Origin of the sequence: Actinomadura sp. NPDC048021 (genome assembly GCF_040653135.1) — a bacterium.
GTDB classification, from domain to species: domain Bacteria; phylum Actinomycetota; class Actinomycetes; order Streptosporangiales; family Streptosporangiaceae; genus Spirillospora; species Spirillospora verrucosospora.
The window spans coordinates 220,079-239,777 of record NZ_JBEZJQ010000003.1; the positions used below are offsets into that span (position 1 = coordinate 220,079).

At 73.9% G+C, this 19,699-nt stretch carries 23 protein-coding genes; 14 read left to right on the forward strand and 9 right to left on the reverse strand.

Features of this window, described 5'->3' with window-relative positions:
• Window positions 1-49: 49 nt before the first annotated feature.
• The 4 genes from AB0C87_RS06875 (at window position 50) to AB0C87_RS06890 (ending at window position 2,726) form a co-directional block, all read left to right on the forward strand.
• Complete coding sequence (locus AB0C87_RS06875; RefSeq protein ID WP_345180322.1) at window positions 50-208, forward strand: hypothetical protein; 159 nt, start codon at window positions 50-52, stop codon at window positions 206-208.
• Window positions 209-340: 132 nt separating this feature from the next.
• Entirely contained in the window at window positions 341-967 is a 627-nt protein-coding gene (locus AB0C87_RS06880; protein ID WP_345180319.1) for a superoxide dismutase, read from the forward strand.
• A 221-nt stretch (window positions 968-1,188) separates the two neighbouring features.
• Window positions 1,189-1,605, forward strand: a complete 417-nt coding sequence (locus AB0C87_RS06885; RefSeq protein WP_345180317.1) for a thioesterase family protein — start codon at window positions 1,189-1,191, stop codon at window positions 1,603-1,605.
• Window positions 1,602-2,726 carry a zinc-dependent alcohol dehydrogenase family protein gene (locus AB0C87_RS06890; protein ID WP_360576773.1) on the forward strand — a complete coding sequence of 375 codons (1,125 nt, stop codon included), beginning with the start codon at window positions 1,602-1,604 and terminating at the stop codon, window positions 2,724-2,726. Before AB0C87_RS06885 ends, AB0C87_RS06890 begins: the two co-directional genes overlap by 4 nt.
• 10 nt (window positions 2,727-2,736) lie before the next feature.
• Here the strand turns inward: AB0C87_RS06890 and AB0C87_RS06895 are convergent, their stop codons facing one another.
• Window positions 2,737-3,468 (reverse strand): PaaX family transcriptional regulator C-terminal domain-containing protein, encoded by a 732-nt coding sequence (locus AB0C87_RS06895; RefSeq protein WP_345180311.1) that lies wholly within the window; start codon window positions 3,466-3,468, stop codon window positions 2,737-2,739.
• A 92-nt stretch (window positions 3,469-3,560) separates the two neighbouring features.
• Between AB0C87_RS06895 and AB0C87_RS06900 the strand changes: the two genes are divergently transcribed.
• The 4 genes from AB0C87_RS06900 (at window position 3,561) to AB0C87_RS06915 (ending at window position 8,581) form a co-directional block, all read left to right on the forward strand.
• Entirely contained in the window at window positions 3,561-5,321 is a 1,761-nt protein-coding gene (locus AB0C87_RS06900) for an acyl-CoA dehydrogenase family protein (RefSeq protein ID WP_360576774.1), read from the forward strand.
• Window positions 5,322-5,331: 10 nt separating this feature from the next.
• A complete protein-coding gene (locus AB0C87_RS06905; protein WP_360576775.1) occupies window positions 5,332-6,099 on the forward strand; it encodes a crotonase/enoyl-CoA hydratase family protein in 768 nt (255 codons plus the stop codon).
• Window positions 6,100-6,228: 129 nt separating this feature from the next.
• Window positions 6,229-7,476 carry a cytochrome P450 gene (locus tag AB0C87_RS06910; RefSeq protein ID WP_345180303.1) on the forward strand — a complete coding sequence of 416 codons (1,248 nt, stop codon included), beginning with the start codon at window positions 6,229-6,231 and terminating at the stop codon, window positions 7,474-7,476.
• Between the two features lie 10 nt (window positions 7,477-7,486).
• Window positions 7,487-8,581, forward strand: coding sequence for an NAD(P)-dependent alcohol dehydrogenase (locus tag AB0C87_RS06915; protein WP_360576776.1), 1,095 nt, complete (start codon window positions 7,487-7,489; stop codon window positions 8,579-8,581).
• Here the strand turns inward: AB0C87_RS06915 and AB0C87_RS06920 are convergent.
• The gene (locus tag AB0C87_RS06920) at window positions 8,559-9,344 is read right to left on the reverse strand and encodes a helix-turn-helix transcriptional regulator (RefSeq protein ID WP_360576777.1); all 786 of its coding nucleotides are present in this window, start codon (window positions 9,342-9,344) and stop codon (window positions 8,559-8,561) included. The two genes, AB0C87_RS06915 and AB0C87_RS06920, sit on opposite strands and share 23 nt — an antisense overlap.
• An 87-nt stretch (window positions 9,345-9,431) precedes the next feature.
• Between AB0C87_RS06920 and AB0C87_RS06925 the strand changes: the two genes are divergently transcribed.
• Complete coding sequence (locus AB0C87_RS06925) at window positions 9,432-9,809, forward strand: nuclear transport factor 2 family protein (RefSeq protein WP_345180294.1); 378 nt, start codon at window positions 9,432-9,434, stop codon at window positions 9,807-9,809.
• 442 nt (window positions 9,810-10,251) lie between these two features.
• Here AB0C87_RS06925 and AB0C87_RS06930 read toward each other — a convergent pair whose 3' ends face one another.
• Window positions 10,252-11,160, reverse strand: a complete 909-nt coding sequence (locus AB0C87_RS06930; protein WP_360576778.1) for an NAD(P)-dependent oxidoreductase — start codon at window positions 11,158-11,160, stop codon at window positions 10,252-10,254.
• 66 nt (window positions 11,161-11,226) lie between these two features.
• Between AB0C87_RS06930 and AB0C87_RS06935 the strand changes: the two genes are divergently transcribed.
• Window positions 11,227-12,255: a nitronate monooxygenase gene (locus tag AB0C87_RS06935; RefSeq protein ID WP_345180287.1), complete on the forward strand. Its 1,029-nt coding sequence runs from the start codon at window positions 11,227-11,229 to the stop codon at window positions 12,253-12,255.
• A gap of 81 nt (window positions 12,256-12,336) precedes the next feature.
• Here the strand turns inward: AB0C87_RS06935 and AB0C87_RS06940 are convergent, their stop codons facing one another.
• Complete coding sequence (locus AB0C87_RS06940) at window positions 12,337-12,696, reverse strand: helix-turn-helix domain-containing protein (protein ID WP_360576779.1); 360 nt, start codon at window positions 12,694-12,696, stop codon at window positions 12,337-12,339.
• A gap of 54 nt (window positions 12,697-12,750) precedes the next feature.
• Here AB0C87_RS06940 and AB0C87_RS06945 point away from each other — a divergent pair, with 54 nt between their 5' ends.
• From AB0C87_RS06945 to AB0C87_RS06960, 4 genes are all read left to right on the forward strand, one after another.
• The gene (locus tag AB0C87_RS06945; RefSeq protein ID WP_345180281.1) at window positions 12,751-13,137 is read left to right on the forward strand and encodes a DUF4440 domain-containing protein; all 387 of its coding nucleotides are present in this window, start codon (window positions 12,751-12,753) and stop codon (window positions 13,135-13,137) included.
• A gap of 84 nt (window positions 13,138-13,221) precedes the next feature.
• The gene (locus AB0C87_RS06950; protein ID WP_360576780.1) at window positions 13,222-13,710 is read left to right on the forward strand and encodes a GNAT family N-acetyltransferase; all 489 of its coding nucleotides are present in this window, start codon (window positions 13,222-13,224) and stop codon (window positions 13,708-13,710) included.
• Between the two features lie 143 nt (window positions 13,711-13,853).
• Window positions 13,854-14,270, forward strand: coding sequence for a YciI family protein (locus AB0C87_RS06955; RefSeq protein WP_360576781.1), 417 nt, complete (start codon window positions 13,854-13,856; stop codon window positions 14,268-14,270).
• Window positions 14,267-15,544 (forward strand): RNA polymerase sigma factor, encoded by a 1,278-nt coding sequence (locus tag AB0C87_RS06960; protein WP_360576782.1) that lies wholly within the window; start codon window positions 14,267-14,269, stop codon window positions 15,542-15,544. Before AB0C87_RS06955 ends, AB0C87_RS06960 begins: the two co-directional genes overlap by 4 nt.
• Before the next feature lie 11 nt (window positions 15,545-15,555).
• On the opposite strand, the gene AB0C87_RS06965 is transcribed toward AB0C87_RS06960, so the two are convergent.
• The 5 genes from AB0C87_RS06965 to AB0C87_RS06985 all read right to left on the reverse strand — a co-directional run bounded on the left by AB0C87_RS06965 (window position 15,556) and on the right by AB0C87_RS06985 (window position 19,675).
• Window positions 15,556-16,320 carry a tetratricopeptide repeat protein gene (locus AB0C87_RS06965; protein WP_345180271.1) on the reverse strand — a complete coding sequence of 255 codons (765 nt, stop codon included), beginning with the start codon at window positions 16,318-16,320 and terminating at the stop codon, window positions 15,556-15,558.
• 127 nt (window positions 16,321-16,447) lie between these two features.
• Window positions 16,448-17,410, reverse strand: coding sequence for a CU044_5270 family protein (locus AB0C87_RS06970; RefSeq protein ID WP_345180269.1), 963 nt, complete (start codon window positions 17,408-17,410; stop codon window positions 16,448-16,450).
• Complete coding sequence (locus tag AB0C87_RS06975; RefSeq protein ID WP_345180267.1) at window positions 17,407-17,952, reverse strand: sigma-70 family RNA polymerase sigma factor; 546 nt, start codon at window positions 17,950-17,952, stop codon at window positions 17,407-17,409. Before AB0C87_RS06975 ends, AB0C87_RS06970 begins: the two co-directional genes overlap by 4 nt.
• A gap of 58 nt (window positions 17,953-18,010) precedes the next feature.
• Window positions 18,011-19,012 carry a HEAT repeat domain-containing protein gene (locus AB0C87_RS06980; RefSeq protein WP_360576783.1) on the reverse strand — a complete coding sequence of 334 codons (1,002 nt, stop codon included), beginning with the start codon at window positions 19,010-19,012 and terminating at the stop codon, window positions 18,011-18,013.
• A gap of 6 nt (window positions 19,013-19,018) precedes the next feature.
• Window positions 19,019-19,675, reverse strand: a complete 657-nt coding sequence (locus tag AB0C87_RS06985; protein ID WP_360576784.1) for a HEAT repeat domain-containing protein — start codon at window positions 19,673-19,675, stop codon at window positions 19,019-19,021.
• Window positions 19,676-19,699 lie beyond the last annotated feature (24 nt).

Sequence of the window (19,699 nt, forward strand, 5' to 3'; positions counted from 1 at the left end):
CGGAACGGGCAGTCGTTGAACCGTGAGGACAAGGCCGAGGAGGAAGAACATGCCTTCCGTCATCGACCGCATCAAGCGGTTCGCCCGGAGCCCGCAGGGCCGCAAGGCGCGCGCCCGCGCGGAACGGCTCGCCCGGGACCCGCGCACCCAGGCGAAGATCCGAGGACTGCTGTCGCGCGGGCGCGGCGGCGGACGCCGCCGCTACTGACCCCACCGAGCGAAACAGGAACAGAAACCGGACCCGCCCTCACCCCGAGGGCGGGTCCGTTCCGTGTCGCGCTCCGGACGCGCCGGTGTTGCGCATTGGACGTAACTGCAACTCGTTTGCAATAGTGGCCGTATGGCCGACTACACGCTTCCCGACCTGCCCTACGACTACGCCGCCCTGGAGCCGGCGATCACCGGCGAGATCCTGGAGCTGCACCACTCCCGGCACCACGCCGCCTACGTCAAGGGCGCCAACGACACGCTGGAGAGGCTCGCCGAGGCGCGCGAGAAGGAGCAGTACGGCGGGCTGGTCGGCCTGGAGAAGACGTTCGCGTTCAACCTCTCCGGCCACGTCCTGCACTCGATCTTCTGGGACAACCTGTCGCCGGACGGCGGCGACCGCCCGGACGGGGAACTGGCGGCGGCCCTCGACGAGCACTTCGGCACGTTCGAGGCGTTCCAGAAGCAGCTCACGGCGGCGACCTCCACCGTCCAGGGCTCCGGCTGGGGCGTCCTCGCATGGGAGCCCCTCGGCAGGCGCCTCGTCGTCGAGCAGGTCTACGACCACCACGGCAACGTCGGCATGAACACGACGCCGCTGCTGGTGTTCGACGCCTGGGAGCACGCCTACTACCTGCAGTACCGCAACGTCCGGCCGGACTACGTGGAGAAGCTCTGGTCGCTCGTGAACTGGACGGACGTCCAGGCCCGCTTCGACGCGGCCCGCGCCCGACCGGAGAGCGCGGCGTCCTCCCGATAGACGGCGGCGTCGGCGCGGCGCCGCTGAGGGGCGGCGTTCACCAGGCCGGGATCGTGCTCAGAACCTTTCCTCGCGGCCCGGTGAACGCCGCTTCCGCCTTGCCGGACGCGGACGCCGAGGGTTGTGCGCGCGCCCTCGCGCAGCCGGGCGACACGGTGCGCGGTCACCGTTGTGCCCGGCCGGTGCGGCGCCGCCGCGGCCCCGCCCCTAGTCTGCTCCTTATGACCGGCGAGTACCTGTACTGGGAGAACGTCCCCACGCGGTGGAAGGACAACGACGTCTACGGGCACGTCAACAACGTCGTCCACTACTCGATGATGGACACCGTCATCAACGAGTGGATGATCCGGACCGCCGGCTTCGACCCCGCGACCTCCGGCTCGATCGCGCTGTGCGTCGAGTCCCACTGCGAGTACAAGGCCGAGGCGTCGTTCCCCGACACGATCCGTGTCGGGCTGCGCGTCGGCAAGCTCGGCCGCTCCAGCGTCCGCTGGGAGGTCGGCATGCTGCGCGGCTCGGACGGCGCGCTCGTCGCCGAGGGCCACTTCGTCCACGTGTTCGTCGACCGCGGCACCCGCCGCCCGGTCGAGATCACCGGAGCCGTCCGCACCGAGATGCAGAAGCTGGTGGCCGCATGACCGCCACCCGCGCGGCCGTCCTCGTCGAGTCGGGACGCCCCGCCCCCTACGCCGCGTCCCGCCCCCTGGAGATCGCCGAGCTCCGCCTCGACCCGCCCGGCCACGGCGAGCTCCTGGTCCGGATCGGCGCCGCCGGCCTCTGCCACTCCGACCTGTCCGTCATCAACGGGTCCCGGCCGCGCCCCCTGCCGATGGCGCTCGGGCACGAGGCCGCGGGCGAGGTGGTGGAGACCGGGCCGGGCACCGAGTTCGCGCCCGGCGACCACGTCGTGCTCGCGTTCGTCCCGGCGTGCGGGCACTGCGAGCGCTGCGTCGCCGGACGTCCCGCCCTCTGCGGGCCGGGCGCCCAGGCCAACGGCGCCGGGACCCTGCTCGGCGGCGGCAGGCGCTTCCGCGCCCCGGACGGCACGCGCCCCCACCACCACCTCGGCGTCTCGGCGTTCTCCGAGTTCACCGTCGTCTCGTCCCGCTCCGCCGTGAGGATCGACCCTGACCTGCCCTTCGACGTCGCCGCGCTGTTCGGCTGCGCCGTCCTCACCGGCGCCGGCGCCGCCCTCCACAGCGCGGCCGTGTCGCCGGGCGACACCGTCGCCGTCTTCGGCCTCGGGGGCGTCGGGCTGTCCGCCGTCCTCGCCGCGAAGGCCGCCGGAGCCTCCACCGTCCTCGCCGTGGACGTCGTCGCGTCCAAGCGGGACCTCGCCGGGCGCCTCGGCGCCCGGCCCGTCGCGGGCGGTCCGGACGCCGTCGAGGCGATCCGCGACCTGACGTCCGGCGGCGCGGAGAAGGTGATCGACACGACGGGCGTCGTCGCCGTCCTCGAACAGGCCTACGCGGCCACCCGTCCCGGCGGAACGACCGTCACCGTCGGCCTCCCGGCCCCCGGCGCGCCCCTCACCCTGCCCGCCCTCAGCCTCGTCGCCGAGGAGCGGACCCTGCGCGGCAGCTACCTCGGCTCCTGCGTTCCCCGGCGGGACGTCCCCCGCTTCATCGCCCTGTACCGCGACGGCGCCCTTCCCGTGGACGCCCTCCTCAGCGGCCGCCTGCCCCTCGACGAGATCAACGCGGGCTTCGACCGCCTCCACACCGGCGAGGCCGTCCGCCAGCTCGTCACCTTCCCCTGAGAGGACGGCCTCAGGCGAGGACGTGGGTGGTGAGGAGCTGCTCGAAGTCGGCCTCGAAGGCCTCGTAGCGGGCGCGCAGATCGGGGCCCGGCCAGTCGGCGGGCAGCAGTGACGGCGGCAGGAGCGGGTCGTTGAGGAGGTGCCGCAGGACGGCCGCCGCGTAGGTGAAGCGCTCGGCGATCGCGGTCGCCCCGGCCAGGGCGGCGCGCAGGGCGTCGGCCTTGGCCGTCCAGGCGTCCAGGTCCCAGAGGGAGGCGGCCAGGGCCGCGGGGTCCTCCTCGGGGCGGCCCGTGAGGAAGGTGCACTGGCGGACGACGGGTTCGGGCCGCGGCCGGGTCAGGTTCGCCGGGCGCAGCCAGGTGCCCTCCCGCAGCTCGGCGAGCCGCAGCGTCGACATGGCCTGGCGCAGCGCGGCGCGGTCGGCGGCGGGGCGGCGCTCGGCGGTGATGACGGCGATCTCCCAGGCGCCGTCCCACGGGCGGGTCGGGGGGAGGCGCGCCTCGTCCTGCCGGGCCTGGCGGGCGAGGAGGCGCTCGGTGAGGGCGTACGTCCCGCCGGACTGGACGAGGTCGCCGGCGGCGACCATGCGCGACAGCGCCACCCGGATCGTCCCCTCCGCGATGCCGAACAGGTCGCCGACGCGGACGAGGTAGCGGGCCGGGAGGCGGGGCGGGTGGACGCCCAGCAGCGTGCTCAGGACGACGGACCGAGCGGTGAGCGGGCGAATCTCCAGGCTGTCCATGGCTGGTGGTGACCCTACCGGGGAGGGAGGGTGGCCCCGTCCTCAGATTACAGTCTTTTCGCCGCGTGAGCTGTAAGTGTAATGTTCGGGGCATGGCGTCTTACCTCATCGAGTCGTTCGACCGGCTCCCGTTCGGGGGCGCGGAGAAGGCGCGCCGCTACGCCACCGAGCGCTACCGGGGCGCGGCCGGCCGCAACTGGTACGACTGCGACCCCACGCTGCGGTTCCTCATGCGGCGGCACCTGGGCGACGGTTTCGGCTGGGCCGAGCCCCGGCTCAGGGAGATGGGCGCGCTGATGGGCGGCCCGATCGCCGAGCGGGCCGAGGAGACGGACCGCAACCCGCCGCGCCTGGAGAAGTACGACCGGTGGGGACGCGACATCAGCGAGGTCGTCATGCCGCCCTCGTTCGAGGCGGCGCGCCGGGACATCGTGGCGACGTCCTTCACCCGGCCCGACTTCGTGGCCGAGGCGAAGCGCGCCGGGACCGACCCCGGGCCGATGGGCGTCGCCTGGAGCTACCTGCTCGACCAGGCCGACATCGGCATGGCGTGCGCGCTCGGCACCGGCGGCGACATGGTCGTGGGGCTGACGGAGATGTTCGCGCCGGACGACGTCAGGGCGCGGGTGCGGGAGCTGTTCGCGGCCGGGGAGATGTCCGGCGAGGCCGCGCAGATGCTCACCGAGCGGTCGGGCGGCTCGGACCTCGGCGCGCTGGAGTCGACCGCCTCCCGGGAGGGCGACGCCTGGCGCCTCAACGGCTTCAAGTGGTTCGCCTCCAACGCCAACGGCTCGGCCTTCGTCGTGCTGGCCAAGCCGGAAGGGGCCGTGGACGGCGTCCGGGGCATCGCGCCGTTCCTCGTCCTGCGGGAGCGGCGGGACGGCTCGCGCAACGGCGTCCGGATCCGGCGGCTCAAGGACAAGCTCGGCACGCGGTCGGTGGCGTCGGCCGAGATCGAGTTCACCGACGCGGAGGCGTTCCTGCTGGCCCCGGCGTCGAGCGCGGGCGAGGGCGGGGACGGCAGGGGCCTGGCCCGCATGATGGAGCTGACCAACGGCGCCCGGCTCGGCATCTCGATGATGGGCCTCGGCTGCGCGCGGCGGGCCCTCGTCGAGTCGCTCTGCTACACGCGGGCGCGCGAGGCGTTCGGCGCGCCGCTGGGCGCGCAGCCGCTCATGCGCCGCAAGCTCGCCGAGCTGATCGTGGAGACCGAGGCCGTGCAGGCGCTCGTCTTCGACGGCTACCTGGGACGTCCCCGGCTGCGGCTCGGGGCCGCGCTCATCAAGCTGCGGGCCGCGCGGCTGGGCGTGACGGCCGCGAGCGACGCCATCGAGATCCACGGCGGGAACGGCTACATCGAGCAGTGGCCGGTCGCGCGGATCCTGCGGGACGCGCAGGTCAACCCCATCTGGGAGGGCGGCGACAACATCCTGTGCCTGGACGTCCGCCGCGCCGTCGAGCGGCAGGACGCGCACGAGCCGTTCCTCGAACGGCTCGGCCAGGCCGTCCGGCGGGCGCCCGGCGGGGACGACGAGACGGCCGCGCTGGTCGGGCAGAGCATCGGGCACCTCCGCGAGGCCATAGAGAAGTGGCGCGGGCTCGACAGGAACGTGGCCGAAGCGCGCCTCTACCCGCTCGCCCAGTACATGGCCGACGTGTACGCGGCGGCGCTGCTGCTGGAGCAGGCCGGGTGGGAGCGCGCCGATTCCGGCGAGGACCGCAAGGCGCTGGTCGCGCGGCTCTACGCTCGGAGCCACCTCGCCGACCCCGGTCCGCTGCGGGGGATCGACGACCCGGCGGACGAGCTCGAACGCTTCGACGAGCTGGCGGACGGCGCGTTCACCGACGACTAGGAGGCCGCGCGTGGCGGTACGGATCGAGTGGGACGGCCCGGTGACCACGGTGGTGATGTCCCGTCCGGCGACGCGCAACGCCGTCGACGGGCCGACGGCGCGCGAGCTGGCCGCCGCGTTCCGCGAGTTCGACGCGGACGACGGCGCGAGCGTCGCCGTCCTGTGGGGCGAGGGCGGGACGTTCTGCTCCGGCGCCGACCTCACCTCGGTCGGCACCGTCCGCGGCCCGCGCCTCGACCCGCCCCCGGCCGACGGGCCGCTCGGCTGCACGCGGATGCGGCTGTCCAAGCCGGTCATTGCGGCGGTCGCGGGCCACGCCGTCGCCGGGGGCCTGGAGCTGGCGCTGTGGTGCGATCTGCGTGTCGCGGAGGAGACGTCCACCTTCGGCGTCTACTGCCGGCGCTGGGGCGTCCCGCTCGTCGACGGGGGGACGGTCCGGCTCCCGCGGCTGATCGGCGCGAGCCGCGCCATGGACATGATCCTCACCGGGCGGCCGGTGGACGGGCGGGAGGCGTTCGAGATCGGCCTCGCCAACCGGCTCGTCCCGCTGGGCAAGGCGCGGGAGGCGGCCGAGGAGCTGGCGGCCGGGCTGGCGCGGTTCCCGCAGACCTGCCTGCGGGGCGACCGGCTGTCGGCGCTGGAGGCGGAGGGCCTCCCCGAGGACGAGGCGATCGCCGCCGAGTACCGCCACGGCCTCCGCTCCATGGAGGATGCCGTCGAGGGCGCCGGGCGGTTCGCGAGCGGACGCGGACGGCACGGCGACTTCGGCGACATCTGAGCCCCCGCGGCGCGCCCGGCGTCCTGGCGTCCGCGCCCGCCGACATGGCTCCGAAGGTCGTTGACCGAACGCAATTCGGGACCGTAGGTTCCTGTGGGGCGGCCGCCGTGAGCGAGGAGAGCGAAAGCGATGACGCTGACCGTGGAGGAGGCGGGCCTGGCGCTCGCCGACCCGAAGGCCTACGCCGACGACCGGCGGTTCCATGAGTCCCTCGCGCTGCTCCGCCGCGAGTCCCCGGTGCACCGGGTGGAGGCCCCCGGCTACACGCCCTTCTGGGGGATCACCAAGCACGAGGACGTCCTGGAGATCGAGCGCAACCACCGGCTGTTCCTCAACGCCCCGCGCCCGGTGCTCGGCACCGCCGAGTTCGACGCGCTGAACCGGCAGCGCGCGGAGCAGGGCATCGCGCTGCGCACGCTCGTCCACATGGACGACCCCGACCACCGGGTGATCCGGGCGATCGGCGCGGACTGGTTCCGGCCGCGCGCGATGCGGGCCCTGGAGCCGCGCGTCCGCGAGCTGGCCAGGCGGTACGTCGACCGGATGGTGGAGCTCGGCGGCGAGTGCGACTTCGCGCGCGAGGTCGCCGTCCACTTCCCGCTGTACGTGATCCTCTCGCTGCTCGGCCTGCCGGAGAGCGACTTCGACCGCATGCTGAAGCTCACGCAGGAGCTGTTCGGCGGCGACGACGCCGAGTTCCAGCGGGGCACGACGAACGAGGAGAAGCTCCAGGTCCTGCTGGACTTCTTCGCCTACTTCCAGGGCCTGACGGAGGAGCGCCGCAAGCACCCCACCGACGACCTCGCCTCCGCCATCGCGAACGCGCGCGTCGACGGCGAGCCGCTCAACGACTTCGACACCGCGTCCTACTACGTGATCGTCGCGACGGCCGGGCACGACACCACCAGCGCGACGATCGCCGGCGGCCTGCACGCGCTCATCGAGCACCCCGACCAGATCGAGCGGCTCCGCGAGAAGCCGGAGCTGATGCCGCTCGCCGTGGACGAGATGATCCGCTGGGTCACGCCGGTCAAGGAGTTCATGCGCACCGCCACCGAGGACTACGACCTGCGCGGCGTCACGATCCGCAAGGGCGAGGCGGTGCTGCTGTCCTACCCGTCCGCGAACCGGGACGAGGAGGTCTTCGACGACCCGTTCCGCTTCGACGTCGGCCGCGACCCGAACCGGCACCTGGCGTTCGGGTTCGGCGTCCACTACTGCCTGGGCGCGGCGCTGGCCCGCATCGAGGTCCGCGCCTTCTTCGAGGAGCTGCTGCCCCGCCTCGGCTCGATCGAGCTCGCCGGGCCGCCGGAGGGCATCGCCACGACCTTCGTCGGCGGCCTCAAGCGCCTCCCCGTCCGCTACTCCCTCGCCTAAGGAACCCCCGGTGCAGATCGAAGCCGCGGTGCTGCGCGCCGCAGACGCCCCCTACACGATCGAGTCGCTCGACCTCGCCGACCCCGGGCCCGGCGAGGTCCTCGTCAAGATCGCGGGCGCGGGGATGTGCCACACCGACCTGCTCGGGCGCGTCCCCGGCGACCTCGTCGCGAAGCCGGTCGTCCTCGGGCACGAGGGCTCCGGCGTGGTCGAGGCGGTCGGCCCCGGCGTCACCGGCCTCACCGTCGGCGACCACGTGGTCATGTCGTTCGACTCGTGCGGGGAGTGCGCCAACTGCCGCGCCGCCAAGCCCGGCGCCTGCCCGCAGATGACCGCGCTCAACATGCTCGCGATGCCGCTGGACGGGGCGCCCCGCGCCACCGGCCCCGGCGGCGAGCCCGTCCACACGCGCTGGTTCGGGCAGTCGTCGTTCGCGAGCCACGCCCTCGGGACCGCCCGCAACGTCGTCCCGGTCACCAAGGACGTCCCCCTCGACATGCTCGGGCCGCTCGGCTGCGGCGTGCAGACCGGCGCCGCCTCCGTGCTGGTGTCGCTCGGCGTCCGCGCGGGCGACAGCATCGCGGTCTTCGGCGCGGGCGCGGTCGGGCTGGCCGCCGTGATGGCCGCGCGGATCGCGGGCGCCTCCACGATCGTCGCCGTCGACCTGCACGAGTCCCGGCTCGACCTCGCCCGCGAGCTCGGCGCCACCCACGTCCTCCACGGGGCGGACGACGACATCGCCGGCCAGATCCGGGCGATCTCCGGCGGTGAGGGCGTGCAGTACTCGTTCGACTCCACGGCCGTCCCGGAGGTCGTCTCGACGGCGGTCGCCTCGCTGCGCACCACCGGCGTCTGCGGCCTGGTCGGCGTCGGCGCCGCCGAGTACCGGCTGGACGCCAACCTCCTGCTCATGGGACGGACGGTCAAGGGCATCATCGAGGGCGACGCCGTCCCGCACACGTTCATCCCGCGGATGATCGAGATGTGGCGGCAGGGCCGCTTCCCGTTCGACCGGCTGGTCACCGCCTACCCGCTCGCCCAGATCAACGAGGCGGAGGCCGACACGACGTCCGGCAAGGTCGTCAAGCCGGTACTGGTCCCGTGAGCCCTGGGCCAGGGTTCTCGAACCAGGAGGCGCTCTCGGCGTCCGCCGGGTAGTACGACTCGACGGCGACCTCGTCCAGGGTGATGTCCAGGGGAGTGCCGAACGTGGTGATGGTGGAGAACAGCCGCAGCTCCCGCCCCCCGAACCGGACGATCATCTGGATCATGACGTCGGCGTCCGAGGGCGCGTCCTCGGGCCCGGGTTCCAGCAGTTCCCGGTAGAGGGCCGCGAGGCCGGGGTCGGGCGCGGCGGCGAGCTGGCGCCTGACCCGCGACCGGAACACCGCGCGCACGTCGGCCAGGTTGACGACCAGGCGGGCGAGCCCGCGCGGGTCCAGGCCGAGCCGCAGCAGGTTGACCGGCGGCCGGAGCAGCTCGGGGTCGACCTCCGCGAGGAACGGCCCGACGGCGCGGTTGGTCATGACGATGTTCCAGCGGCGGTCGAACGCCAGCGCCGGATACGGCTCGTGCGCGCGGAGCACCCGCTCGACCGCGCCCCGGGCGGCGGACAGCGCGTCGTCGTCGAGGGGCCGTTCGGCGTACCGGGGGGCGAAGCCGGCCGCGAGCAGCAGCCGGTTGCGGTCGCGCAGCGGCACGTCGAGCTGGTCCGCGAGCCGCAGCACCATCGCGGCGCTCGGGTTGGACTTGCCCGTCTCGACGAGGCTGACGTGCCGGGCCGAGACGTCGGCCGCGATCGCGAGGTCGAGCTGGCTGAGCCGCCGATGGTGCCGCCACTGCCGCAGGAGCTCCCCGATCGTGTCCACGGTCGTCGAGATTACTCATCGTGGAACGGAACGCCATGAAATGGGAGTTCATCGACAGTCCGCGGCCACCGCCGGAACACTGCGGCCATGACCAACAAGGAAATCGTTCAGCGGGCCCTTTCCGAGCTGCTCGCCACGGGCAGCACCGAGGGGCTCCGGCCGCTGCTCAGCGAGGACTTCGTGCACCACCGGCCGGACGCCTCCTCGACCAGGGACGAATGGCTCGCCGCCGTCGAGGCGGCGCTCACCCCGCTCGCCGGCATGCAGGTCGAGATCGGCCACCTGCTGGCCGACGGCGAGCACGTCGTGCTGCACACGCGGCGGCGGATCCCGGACGGCCCGGAGATCGCGGTCGTCGACGTCTGGCGCATCGACGACGGGCTGCTCGCCGAAGCCTGGGAGATCATCGAGCCGGTGGCCCAGGCGCCCGCCAACCTCACCTGGTGGGCCCCCGCCGCGGTCTGACCCGGTAGACCTCGCGGCCGAAGCCGTCCCCGGATCCACCCGGGGGCGGCTTCAGGCGGGACAACTTCGATCCGGAGAAGTACCGGGAGACCAACTACAAGCAGCTCCGCGGCGACGACGCCCAGATCCTCGGGCGCGGGGCCAACTGGTTCAGCCAGATCGCTCTGTGGCGCTACTCCGAGGGAAAGGGACAGTTCTCCCACGGAATCGACGTCGGGCCCGGGTCGAACCTGTACCCCACCCTCAGCATGCTGGGGTACTGCCGGAAGATCACGCTCTTCGAGTACGGGGCGGCCAACGTCGAGTACCTGAGGGGCGAGGTCAAGCACCTCAGCGACTCGTGGAAGCCGTTCTGGGAGATCGTCGCGCCGTTCGTCGGCAACCGCGACTTCGAGTGGGCGTCGTGCGGGCCCACTTGGTTCTGCTCGTGTCGGGCCTGCGTTCAGACGACGCGGTGGAGGAGGTCGTCGCCGCGCGCGAGGCGGCGGCAGTTCTCCGCGGCGACCGCGAAGTAGCGGTCCCACGTCTCGCGGGTCAGCCACGCCACGTGCGGCATGACGACCACAGTGTCGAGAGCCAGCAGCGGGTTCCCCGCGTCCACGGGCTCCTTCTCGAAGACGTCCAGCCCCGCGCCGCCGAGACGTCCCGACGTGAGCGCCGCCACCAGCGCCGCCTCGTCGATCACCGCGCCGCGCGCGGTGTTCACCACGACCGCTCCCTCCGGCAGCAGCGCGAGCCTTCCGGCGTCGAGCAGGTGACGGGTCTCGTTCGTCAGCGGGACGTGCACCGAGACGACGTCGCTGGCGCCCAGCAGATCGTCCAGCTCGCGCCAGGCCGGGTCGTCGCGCCGGGGCCGCCGGGTCGTGTACAGGACGGTCGCCCCGATCGCCTCCAGCATCCCGCGCAGCAGGGTCGCGATCTCGCCGCCGCCGAGGAGCCCGACCGTCCGTCCGGCCAGCTCGCCGCCCACCAGGGACCGGCCGGCGGGCCACCCCTCCCCGCGCCGCGTCCGCGCGTCGAACGGCACGACCCGCCGCAGCGCCGCCAGCATCAGCAGCAGCGACGTCTCCGCGACGGCCTGCGCGTTGCGGCCCGGCATGTTCGCGACCGCGATCCCGCGCTCCGCCGCGGCGTCCAGATCGATGGTGTTCACGCCGGTGCCGAGCTTCTGGATCAGCCGCAGCTTCGGCGCCCGGTCCATGTCGGCGGCCGTCACCGGGCGCAGTACGTGCCAGAGCACCTCGGTGTCCGGCAGCAGCCCCGCGAACCGCGCGTCGTCCTGCTCCGAGCAGCTCACGATGTCGAGACCGGGCTCCTCATGATCCATGTCGTAGTGCAGCAGCACCCGCACGCCGTCCCCCTTCCCTCGCCGCGACCCCGGCGTCACCGCCCGGCGTCCCCCGCGATTATCGTGCGGATGGTGAGCAGGAATGGGACAGAAGCGAGCGCCTTGCCGGTGGACCTGCCGATCGTGCAGGCCCCCATGGCGGGCGGGCCGTCGACGCCGGAGCTGGCCGCCGCCGTCTCGAACGCGGGCGGCCTCGGCTTCCTCGCCGCCGGCTACAAGACGACCGAGGCCATGCGCGCCGACATCGCCGCCACGCGCGAGCTGACGTCCCGCCCGTTCGGGATGAACGTCTTCATGCCGTCCCTGGACGAGATCGACCCGGCCGAGGTCGCCGCCTACCGCGACCTCCTCGCCCCCGAGGCCGCCCGCCTCGGCGTGGAGCCGGGCACCCCGGGCGCCCGCGACGACGACTACGACGCGAAGATCGCCGACCTGGTGTCCGACCCGCCCGCGGTCGTCAGCTTCACGTTCGGCTGCCCCGCCCCGGACGTCATCCGCGCCCTCAAGGACAGGGGCGCGACCGTCGTCGTCACCGTGACCTCCGTGGACGAGGTCCGCCACGCGTCCGCCGCCGACGCGCTCTGCCTCCAGGGCCCGGAGGCCGGGGGCCACCGCGGCTCGTTCACCAACACCCTCCAGGACTCGCTGCCGTTGCGCGCGCTGGTCCCGGCCGTCCGCGGGATGACCCGGCAGCCGCTCATCGCCGCCGGGGGCCTGGCCACGGCCGCCGACGTCGCCGAGGTCCTCTCCCTCGGCGCCGTCGCCGCCCAGCTCGGGACGGCGTTCCTGCGCTGTCCGGAGAGCGGTGCCAGCGACGTCCACAAGGCCGCCCTCACCGACCCCCGCTACACCTCGACCGCGATGACCAGGGCGTTCAGCGGACGTCCCGCGCGCGGGCTGGTCAACCGGTTCCTCACCGAGCACTCGGGAGACGCCCCCGCCGCCTACCCGGACGTCCACTACGTGACGGCGCCCTTGCGCCGCGCGGCGGCGGCCCAAGGCGACCCCGAGGGCGTCAACCTCTGGGCAGGGGAGTCGTTCCGGGAGACGACCGAAACCCCCGCCGCCGCCCTGGTGGAGTCCCTCGCCCCCGCCTGATGCCCGACCTCGCGATCCTCCGCCGGAGGGTTCGTCGTCACCCGGCGCGAGGAGCCCCCGATTGAGGGGCCGACCGCCTGACTACGCTTCGGCGCCCCAGTCCCACATGGCCTGGAGCACCGGCCCCAGGCGGCGGCCCCGCGCGGTGAGCGCGTACCGCGTGCGCGGAGGCCAGCCCGCCTGCCTCTCCCGTTCGAGCACGCCCGCCTCGGCGAGCTGCGCCAGCCGGTCGGCCAGCACCTTGTCGGACAGGGTCGGGAGGGCCCGCCGCAGCTCGCTGTACGAGCGGTCGCCCCGCAGGAGCTCGCGGACCACCAGCGTCGTCCAGCGCCCGCGCAGCGCGTGCAGGGTGATCTCCACCGGGCAGGACGGCGTGGGCTCCGCCGCGCCCGCGCGCGGATCGTCGGGCAGCCCCGGATGGCTGACCGTTTGGTGAGTCACGAGAGCGCCTCCTAGCGTTTCGCGTCCTGGACCTGTCTACCCGGAAGGACGACGATGCGCCCATTGGCCGAACGCCCCGAGGACGTCGCGCCCGTCTTCGCCGACCGTTTCAACAGCGGCGACCCGGCGGCGGTCGCCGAGCTGTACGAGGAGGGGGCGGTGTTCGTCCCCGCACCGGGCACGCCGCTGACCGGCGCCGACGCCCACGCCGCCAACGCCCGCTTCATGGCCCTCGGCCTGCCGATCAGGGTCGCCCCGCGCCACGTCTACTCCGCCGGCGACCTCGCCCTGCTGATCGTCGACTGGGTGATCGAAGGCGAGGGGGCCGAGGGCCCGGTCCGCATCGAGGGCACCGCCACCGACGTCGCCCGCCGGGGCCCGGACGGCCGCTGGCGCTACGTCCTCGACAACCCCTTCGGCACGGCCGCCTCCGGCGCGTAGGGCGGCCGTGGTCAGCCGCGTCGCGGTTCACGGCGTCCGCTGTAAGGGTTGAGGTGCGTGAAGTGATTACGTCACTCTTGTCCCATGGACCAGGACGGACGCCGCACCGGGGTGCGGCAGGCGGTGGAAGGCGACGTCGCGGAGCTCGTGCGGCTGCGGGCGCTGCTCTTCGAGGATCTCGGCGGGGAGTTCTTCGCCCCGCCGGCCGGGGACGACGGGTGGCGGCACACCCTCGCCACGGTGCTGAAGGAGCAGCTGACGGCGGACACGGTGCGGATCCTCGTCGTGGACGGCGACGGCGGCCTGGCCGCGTGCGGGATCGGGACCATCGAGCAGCGGCTGCCCGGTCCGCACCTGCCCAGCGGCCGCCTCGGCCAGGTGATCGGCGTGGTCACCGATCCGGCGCACCGGCGCCGCGGCCACAGCCGCGCGATCATGCACGGCCTGCTCGACTGGTTCCGGGAGCGCGACGTCGCGCGCGTGGACCTGCACGCCTCCCGCGACGGCGAGCGCCTCTACCGCGACCTCGGCTTCGTCGACCACCCTGACCCGGCGCTGTACTGGCGCCCTTGAGGCAGCGCCCTGACCAGGTGTTCCGTGCGCGGCGACGTCTCTGGGAAGAAATACGGGGGGACGTGTCGATCCAAGCCGTCCTCCGTTCGACCTAGGGATGAGAGGGCCCGCGGAGGGGCCCGGACGCACACGGAGACAGAGCGATGAAGTACATGCTGATCATGCGGGCGACGGACGAGGCGTACGCGGGCATGGCGGACACGGACCCCGCCGAGATGATCGAGACCGTGGGCCGGTTCAACCAGGAGCTGATCCAGGCCGGGGTGCTGCTCGCCGCCGAGGGGCTCGACGACCCGTCCGAGAGCGTGGTCGTCGACCACTCCTCCGAGCCGCCCGCCGTCACCGACGGCCCGTACGGCGAGACGAAGGAGCTGTTCGGCGGGTTCTACATCCTCGACGTGGCCTCGAAGGAGGAGGCCGTCGAGTGGGCCCGGCGGGCGCCGGCCGGTCCCGGCTTCAAGACCGAGATCCGCCGCGTCCCCACCATCGACGAGTTCCCGCAGGACAACGAGTGGATCCGGAAGGAGCGGGCCTGGCGCGAGGCCACCGGCCAGCTGTGACGGGCGACCCCACCGGCCGCGAGGCCGTCGCCGCCGTCTGGCGGATCGAGTCGGCGCGGATCGTCGGCGCCCTCGCCCGCTACACCGGCGACTTCGCGCTGGCCGAGGACCTCGCGCAGGAGGCGCTGGCCGAGGCGCTCGTGACCTGGCCGCGCGACGGCGTCCCCCGCAACCCGTCGGGGTGGCTGCTCACCGTGGGGCGGCGGCGCGCGATCGACGCGTTCCGCCGCCGCTCCGCCCTCGACGAGCGGTACGCCGCCCTCGCCCACGACCTGGACGAGGGCGGCGCCGCCACCGGACGCCCGCCCGAGAAGGACGACGACGTGCTCTGGGACCCCGACCGGATCGACGACGACGTGCTCGCGCTCATGTTCGTCTCGTGCCACCCCGTCCTGTCGCGGGAGGCGCGGATCGCGCTGACGCTGCGCGTGGTCGGCGGCCTGACCAGCGACGAGATCGCCCGTGCCTTCCTCGTCCCGACCGCGACCGTCCAGGCCCGGATCACCCGCGCGAAGAAGACGCTCGGCGCGGCCCGGGTGCCGTTCGAGGCGCCGGCGGCCGGGCAGCGGGCCGAGCGCCTCCCCTCCGTCCTCAACGTCGTCTACCTGATCTTCACCGAGGGCTCGACGGCGAGTTCGGGCGGTGAGCTCATCCGGTTCGACCTCGCGGGCGAGGCGCGGCGGCTGGCCCGCGTCCTGGCCCGGCTGATGCCGGACGAGCCGGAGGCGCACGGCCTGCTGGCGCTGCTGGAGCTGACCGCCGCGCGCTTCCCCGCCCGCACCGCCCCGGACGGCGAGCCGGTCCTGCTGGAGCACCAGGACCGCACCCGCTGGGACGGCGCCGCGATCCGCCGGGGGCGCGCCGCCCTGTCCCGCGCCGAGAAGGCGGGCCGCGGCCTGGGCCCCTACGGCCTCCAGGCGGCGATCGCCGAGTGCCACGCCCTCGCCCCCTCGGTCGCCGAGACCGACTGGGACCGCATCGTCCTCCTCTACGAGGCGCTGGGCCGCCTGGCCCCGTCTCCCGTGGTCGACCTCAACAGGGCCGTGGCGGTTTCGATGGCGAACGGCCCTGCCGCCGCGCTCGCGATCGTCGACGACCTGGCGGCCTCAGGCGCCCTGGCGAACTCCCACCTGCTCCCCAGCGTCCGCGGCGAACTCCTCACCCGCCTGGGCCGCCCCGACGAAGCCCGCACGGAACTGGAACGAGCCGTCGAACTCGCGGCCAACGACCGCGAGCGCGCCCTCCTCCGGCACAAACTCGCCGCCCTCTCCTGAAGGGAGACCGGTCAGAAGAGGCCGGGCATGTAGGGGGCGCCGTTCGCGCGGACTCCGCGCGCCACGGCCGTCGCCCTCGCCTCACCCCGCGGATGCCCGGCCTGCCCGGCCCTGCGGAAGTACTGCTCGGCCCCGGCCATGTCGTCCTTGTGCTCGCAACGGACCCCGAGGTTGAACAGGGAGTCCGGGTCACCCGCAGCCGCGCCCTTCTCCCACCACTCGTCGGCCTCCTCCCGTCGGCCCTGGGAGTACAGGTGATTGGCGAGGGCACTGAGCGCACGGCCGTCGCCCTCCTCGGCGGCGCGCCGCAGCCATTCCTCGGACTCCTCCGCCTGCCCCATCTCCCCGAGCGCCAGACCGAGGTTGGTCATCGAACCGGCGCGCCCTGCCTCGGCCGCGATGCGGAACTGCTCGGCGGCTCCCTGCACGTCACGACGGCGGATGAGCAGCAGCCCGAGATTGTGCCGAGCGTCGACCTCCCCCGCCTCGGCCGACGTGCGGTACCAGCTTTCCGCCTCCTCGTCCCGTCCCTGGCCCGAGCAGAGGATGCCGAGATTGAGCTGCCCGACCCGGTCGCCCGCGTCGGCCGCCGCCCGCCACCACCGCTCGGCCTCGGCCTCGTCCCGCTCCACGACCAGGATGCCGAGCTTCAGCATGGCGTCGACATGCCCCGCCTCAGCAGCCACCCTGAACAGCCGCTCGGCCTCCCGCACCTGCCCCTGCTCCTGGAGCGACTTCGCCTCCAGGAACTCGGCCTCTCCACGTCCTGACTCCATACCGTCCCCTTTCACGATCACCCAGATCCGATCATCCCGGCTCCAGAACGGTTCCCTCCGTCCGCCGGACGGGACGAGGCGAGGGCCGCCCGTTGGTCGGGCGGCCCTCGTTTCTACGAGCGGGAGGTCAGGGGCGTTGGCCGGGCTCGTCCACGACGCCTGCGGTCAGGCGGACGGACTGGCTTTCGACGGCGCCCTTCAGGAAGCGTCCCCCGTCCGGCATGGTGTGGTCCCGGGCGACGGTGGTGCGGTGGCCCCGGTAGGCGTAGGTGGACGGGTCCAGGAGGATCTCGTCCTTCGCCCAGCCCTCGATGAGGAACGAGACCGAGACCGCCGTGTGCCCCGCCCCGTCCTTGGCCGCCCGGTCCACGGTGACGCCGGGGATCTTCGCCATCGCGCGGTAGGCGGCGGCGGTCTGCGCCGGCGGCAGCACGCCGTTGTTCAGCAGCAGTGACCCGAGCAGCTGGAACGCGCCCCCGTTCGGGTCGGCCGGTGTCTTCTGCTTGCGGGCCCAGGCCAGCATCCCGTCCGGGTCGGTGGGCAGCTTGGCGACGGTGGCGTAGTCGATCGGCGGCGTCCCCCCGCCCGTGGCGGAGGTGACGAGCTTGCCGTGGTCGTACAGCGCCATGCGCTTGCCGTCCGCCCGGACCCAATTCCGATCGACCTGCGTCTTCAGCGGCGAACCGGGCTTGACGATCTGGCCGCGGCCAGGGACGCCGCTGCGCCGGTAACGGGTCTCGGTGTAGACCCACTGGCCGGGACGCGGCGCGGTGAACGGCTGCTTCAGCGCGAACGTCGCGGCGACGTTCAGCACCTGCTGCGCCTCCGTCGCCGCCACGGGCGCCGGGCGGTGCGTGCCGCCGCCGCTCGTGGCGACGGCGGTGCCGGCGATGAGCGCTCCGGCGACGCCTCCCGCGGCGACGAGGCGGAACGTCGTCCGGCGGGACGGGCCGGTGCGGCGGGCCGTGGACGCGGTGATCCGCTCGAAGGCGGCGCGTCCGGCCGGGTCGTGGGCGGCGCCCTCGAAGGCGCCGGGCGGGCAGGGGTCGGCCGGGGCCATGATGCGGCGGACTTCGTGGAGGTCGTTCATACCTGGGGGCTCCTTTGCAGCGGGGCGGCGGGCGCGGGACGGTCGGCGGCGTCGATCTCGGCGAGGGCGGCGGTCAGGCGGCGCCGGGCGCGGTGCAGGCGCACGGAGAACGCCTTGACCGAGCAGCCCGCCGCGGTCGCCGCCGCCTTCGCGTCGAGGCCCTCCCAGCCGACGAGCTGGAGGACCTCCCGGTCGCGGTCGGACAGGCGGCCGAGCGCGGCGGCCATGCGGCCGCCCTCGGCCAGGCCGGACGCCACGTCGGCGGCGGGCGCGCGCGGAGCGTCGCCGCGCAGCCGGTCCCACAGCCGGGTGCGGCGCCGGCGGCCCCGCATCTCGTTGGCGAGGACGTTGCGGGCGACGTTCAGCAGCCACGGGAACGTGCGGTCCGGCGGGATGTCGCCGCGCCGCCGCCAGGCGACCAGGAACGTCTCCGCGGCGATGTCCCGGGCCGTCTCGTGGTCGATCCGCCGCGCCGCGTACCTGAGCACATCGTCGTAGTGCGCGTCCCACAACCGGGTGAATCCCCCGTCTGGATCGGGCACGCCGGCTCCCTTCTCTCGGGTCGGTGTCGCCCAGAGATGTCCGGCAGGGCCGCTTCGCTTACACCTGTGCGTCGCGGAGGCTCAGGATGTAGGTCGCGGTGAGGGCGACGGCGCGGTCTTCGTCCTGGGACAGGTCCGCGAGGGCGCGGGATGCCGTGGGGCCCGGGATGTCGGCCAGCGCCTGGGTCAGCCGTCGGCGGGCGGACGAGTCGGCGGTGCCCTGGGCGAGGTGGTCGACGAGGCCGGCGGCGATCTGTTCCGCCAGCGCGGGACGGCTCGCCAGGGCGCTCAGGGCGTCGGCCGCGTCGACGTCGTTCGCCTCCTCGACGATCATGTCGATCAGCGTCGGGACGGCGTCCTCCCCTCCCCGGGTCCCGAGCGCGAGGGCCGCGTGCCTGCGGACCACGACGTCCGCGCTCGCGAGGGCGTCCCGCAGGAGTGCGGCCGCCCCGTCGCCCTGTAGCTCGGCGATCGCCAGGACGGCCCGTCTCCGCACCTCGGCGGCCGGTGAGGCGAGGCCCTCCGCCAGCGGCGCCAACGCGCTGTCGCCCGATCGCGCCAGAGCCCATCGGAGGGCTCCGGCGACGTTCGTGTCCGTCTCGCTCAGGGCCGCCTCGACCAGTGCCTCCACCGGCACCTCTTCGACCGAGGACAGGGCCGCGCGCTGGCGCTTCCCGGCGCTTTCCGACCCCAGCGCCTGGAGGAGCGCGACGATCTGGAGGACGTCCTCCCAGCCGGCGGGTTCCGCGGCGTCGATCCGGCGGAGCCGCGTGAGCAGCTCCGTCTCGCGGGCGATGCGTTCCCGCGTCCGGTGGACGAGGCCGGCGACGAGCTCCGCGGGCGCGAAACCGGGGTCGTCGAGCGCGCGCCCGACCTCACGCAGCGACAGCCCCAGCGACCGCAGGCTCTCGATGTGGAAGATCCGCCGGATGTCGTCAGCGGAGTACTCGCGGTAGCCCGCGCCGGTGCGGCCCGTCGGGCGCAGCAGGCCGAGCGACTCGTAGTGCCTGAGCATGCGGGCGCTGACCCCGGACCGCCGCGCCACGTCACCGATCAACACCGCCCGTCACTCCTCCTGCCCGTTCGCGCCGAGGACCATGATGCGCTTCGCCTCCTCGATCGCGAACTCGAACCCCGCGTCGGGGTCGCGGAGCAGCCTTTCCGTGGCGATCGCGTGCACGCGCACGCCCGGGTCGGGCTTCGCCTGAGCGGCGCGCAGCACCGGCAGGATCACCTCGCCGAGGGCGATCAGCGCGCGGCTGAGGCTCTGCCGCATCGCGCGGTCACCGCGCCCGAGCTGGGACGCCAGCACCGCCGCCAGCTCGGGCCGCTCGTCCTCGGGCGCGAGCACGACCGCCGCTCGCCAGGCGCTCCGCGCCACCTCGTCGTCGGCGCCGGTCAGGAGCTCCCGCGTGATCGCCGGCCACGCCCGCGGGTCCCCGACCTTGGACAGGGTGTGCAGGGCCTGGCTGCGGGCCTGCGCGTGCTCCGAGCCGAGTTCCTCGACGAGCCTCGGAACCGTCGTCGACGACGGGTGGCGGGTCAGCGCCCAGGTGAGCATGTCGCGCACGAAGAACTCCGGTTCGACCGCGCACCGTTCGAGGAGCTTCTCGACGAACGCCGGGTCCGGGGCCGTGCCGACCGCCATCGCCGCGCGCAGCCGCACCGACGCGTCGCCGTTCTCCAGCGCCCGGAAAGCCCGGTCCGTATCCGGCATGGTCATCGTGACCACCTCCCTGGTCGCAGT

Bases quoted from the DNA above. Each gene is read 5' to 3' on its own strand.
- AB0C87_RS06955 (WP_360576781.1), top strand. From the start codon at position 13,854: ATGAAGTACATGCTGATCATGCGGGCGACGGACGAGGCGTACGCGGGC.
- AB0C87_RS06925 (WP_345180294.1), top strand. From the start codon at position 9,432: ATGACCAACAAGGAAATCGTTCAGCGGGCCCTTTCCGAGCTGCTCGCC.
- AB0C87_RS06890 (WP_360576773.1), top strand. From the start codon at position 1,602: ATGACCGCCACCCGCGCGGCCGTCCTCGTCGAGTCGGGACGCCCCGCC.
- AB0C87_RS06935 (WP_345180287.1), top strand. From the start codon at position 11,227: ATGGTGAGCAGGAATGGGACAGAAGCGAGCGCCTTGCCGGTGGACCTG.
- AB0C87_RS06945 (WP_345180281.1), top strand. From the start codon at position 12,751: ATGCGCCCATTGGCCGAACGCCCCGAGGACGTCGCGCCCGTCTTCGCC.
- AB0C87_RS06875 (WP_345180322.1), top strand. From the start codon at position 50: ATGCCTTCCGTCATCGACCGCATCAAGCGGTTCGCCCGGAGCCCGCAG.
- AB0C87_RS06950 (WP_360576780.1), top strand. From the start codon at position 13,222: ATGGACCAGGACGGACGCCGCACCGGGGTGCGGCAGGCGGTGGAAGGC.
- AB0C87_RS06970 (WP_345180269.1), bottom strand. From the start codon at position 17,410: ATGAACGACCTCCACGAAGTCCGCCGCATCATGGCCCCGGCCGACCCC.
- AB0C87_RS06985 (WP_360576784.1), bottom strand. From the start codon at position 19,675: ATGACCATGCCGGATACGGACCGGGCTTTCCGGGCGCTGGAGAACGGC.
- AB0C87_RS06885 (WP_345180317.1), top strand. From the start codon at position 1,189: ATGACCGGCGAGTACCTGTACTGGGAGAACGTCCCCACGCGGTGGAAG.
- AB0C87_RS06895 (WP_345180311.1), bottom strand. From the start codon at position 3,468: ATGGACAGCCTGGAGATTCGCCCGCTCACCGCTCGGTCCGTCGTCCTG.
- AB0C87_RS06880 (WP_345180319.1), top strand. From the start codon at position 341: ATGGCCGACTACACGCTTCCCGACCTGCCCTACGACTACGCCGCCCTG.
- AB0C87_RS06900 (WP_360576774.1), top strand. From the start codon at position 3,561: ATGGCGTCTTACCTCATCGAGTCGTTCGACCGGCTCCCGTTCGGGGGC.
- AB0C87_RS06910 (WP_345180303.1), top strand. From the start codon at position 6,229: ATGACGCTGACCGTGGAGGAGGCGGGCCTGGCGCTCGCCGACCCGAAG.
- AB0C87_RS06965 (WP_345180271.1), bottom strand. From the start codon at position 16,320: ATGGAGTCAGGACGTGGAGAGGCCGAGTTCCTGGAGGCGAAGTCGCTC.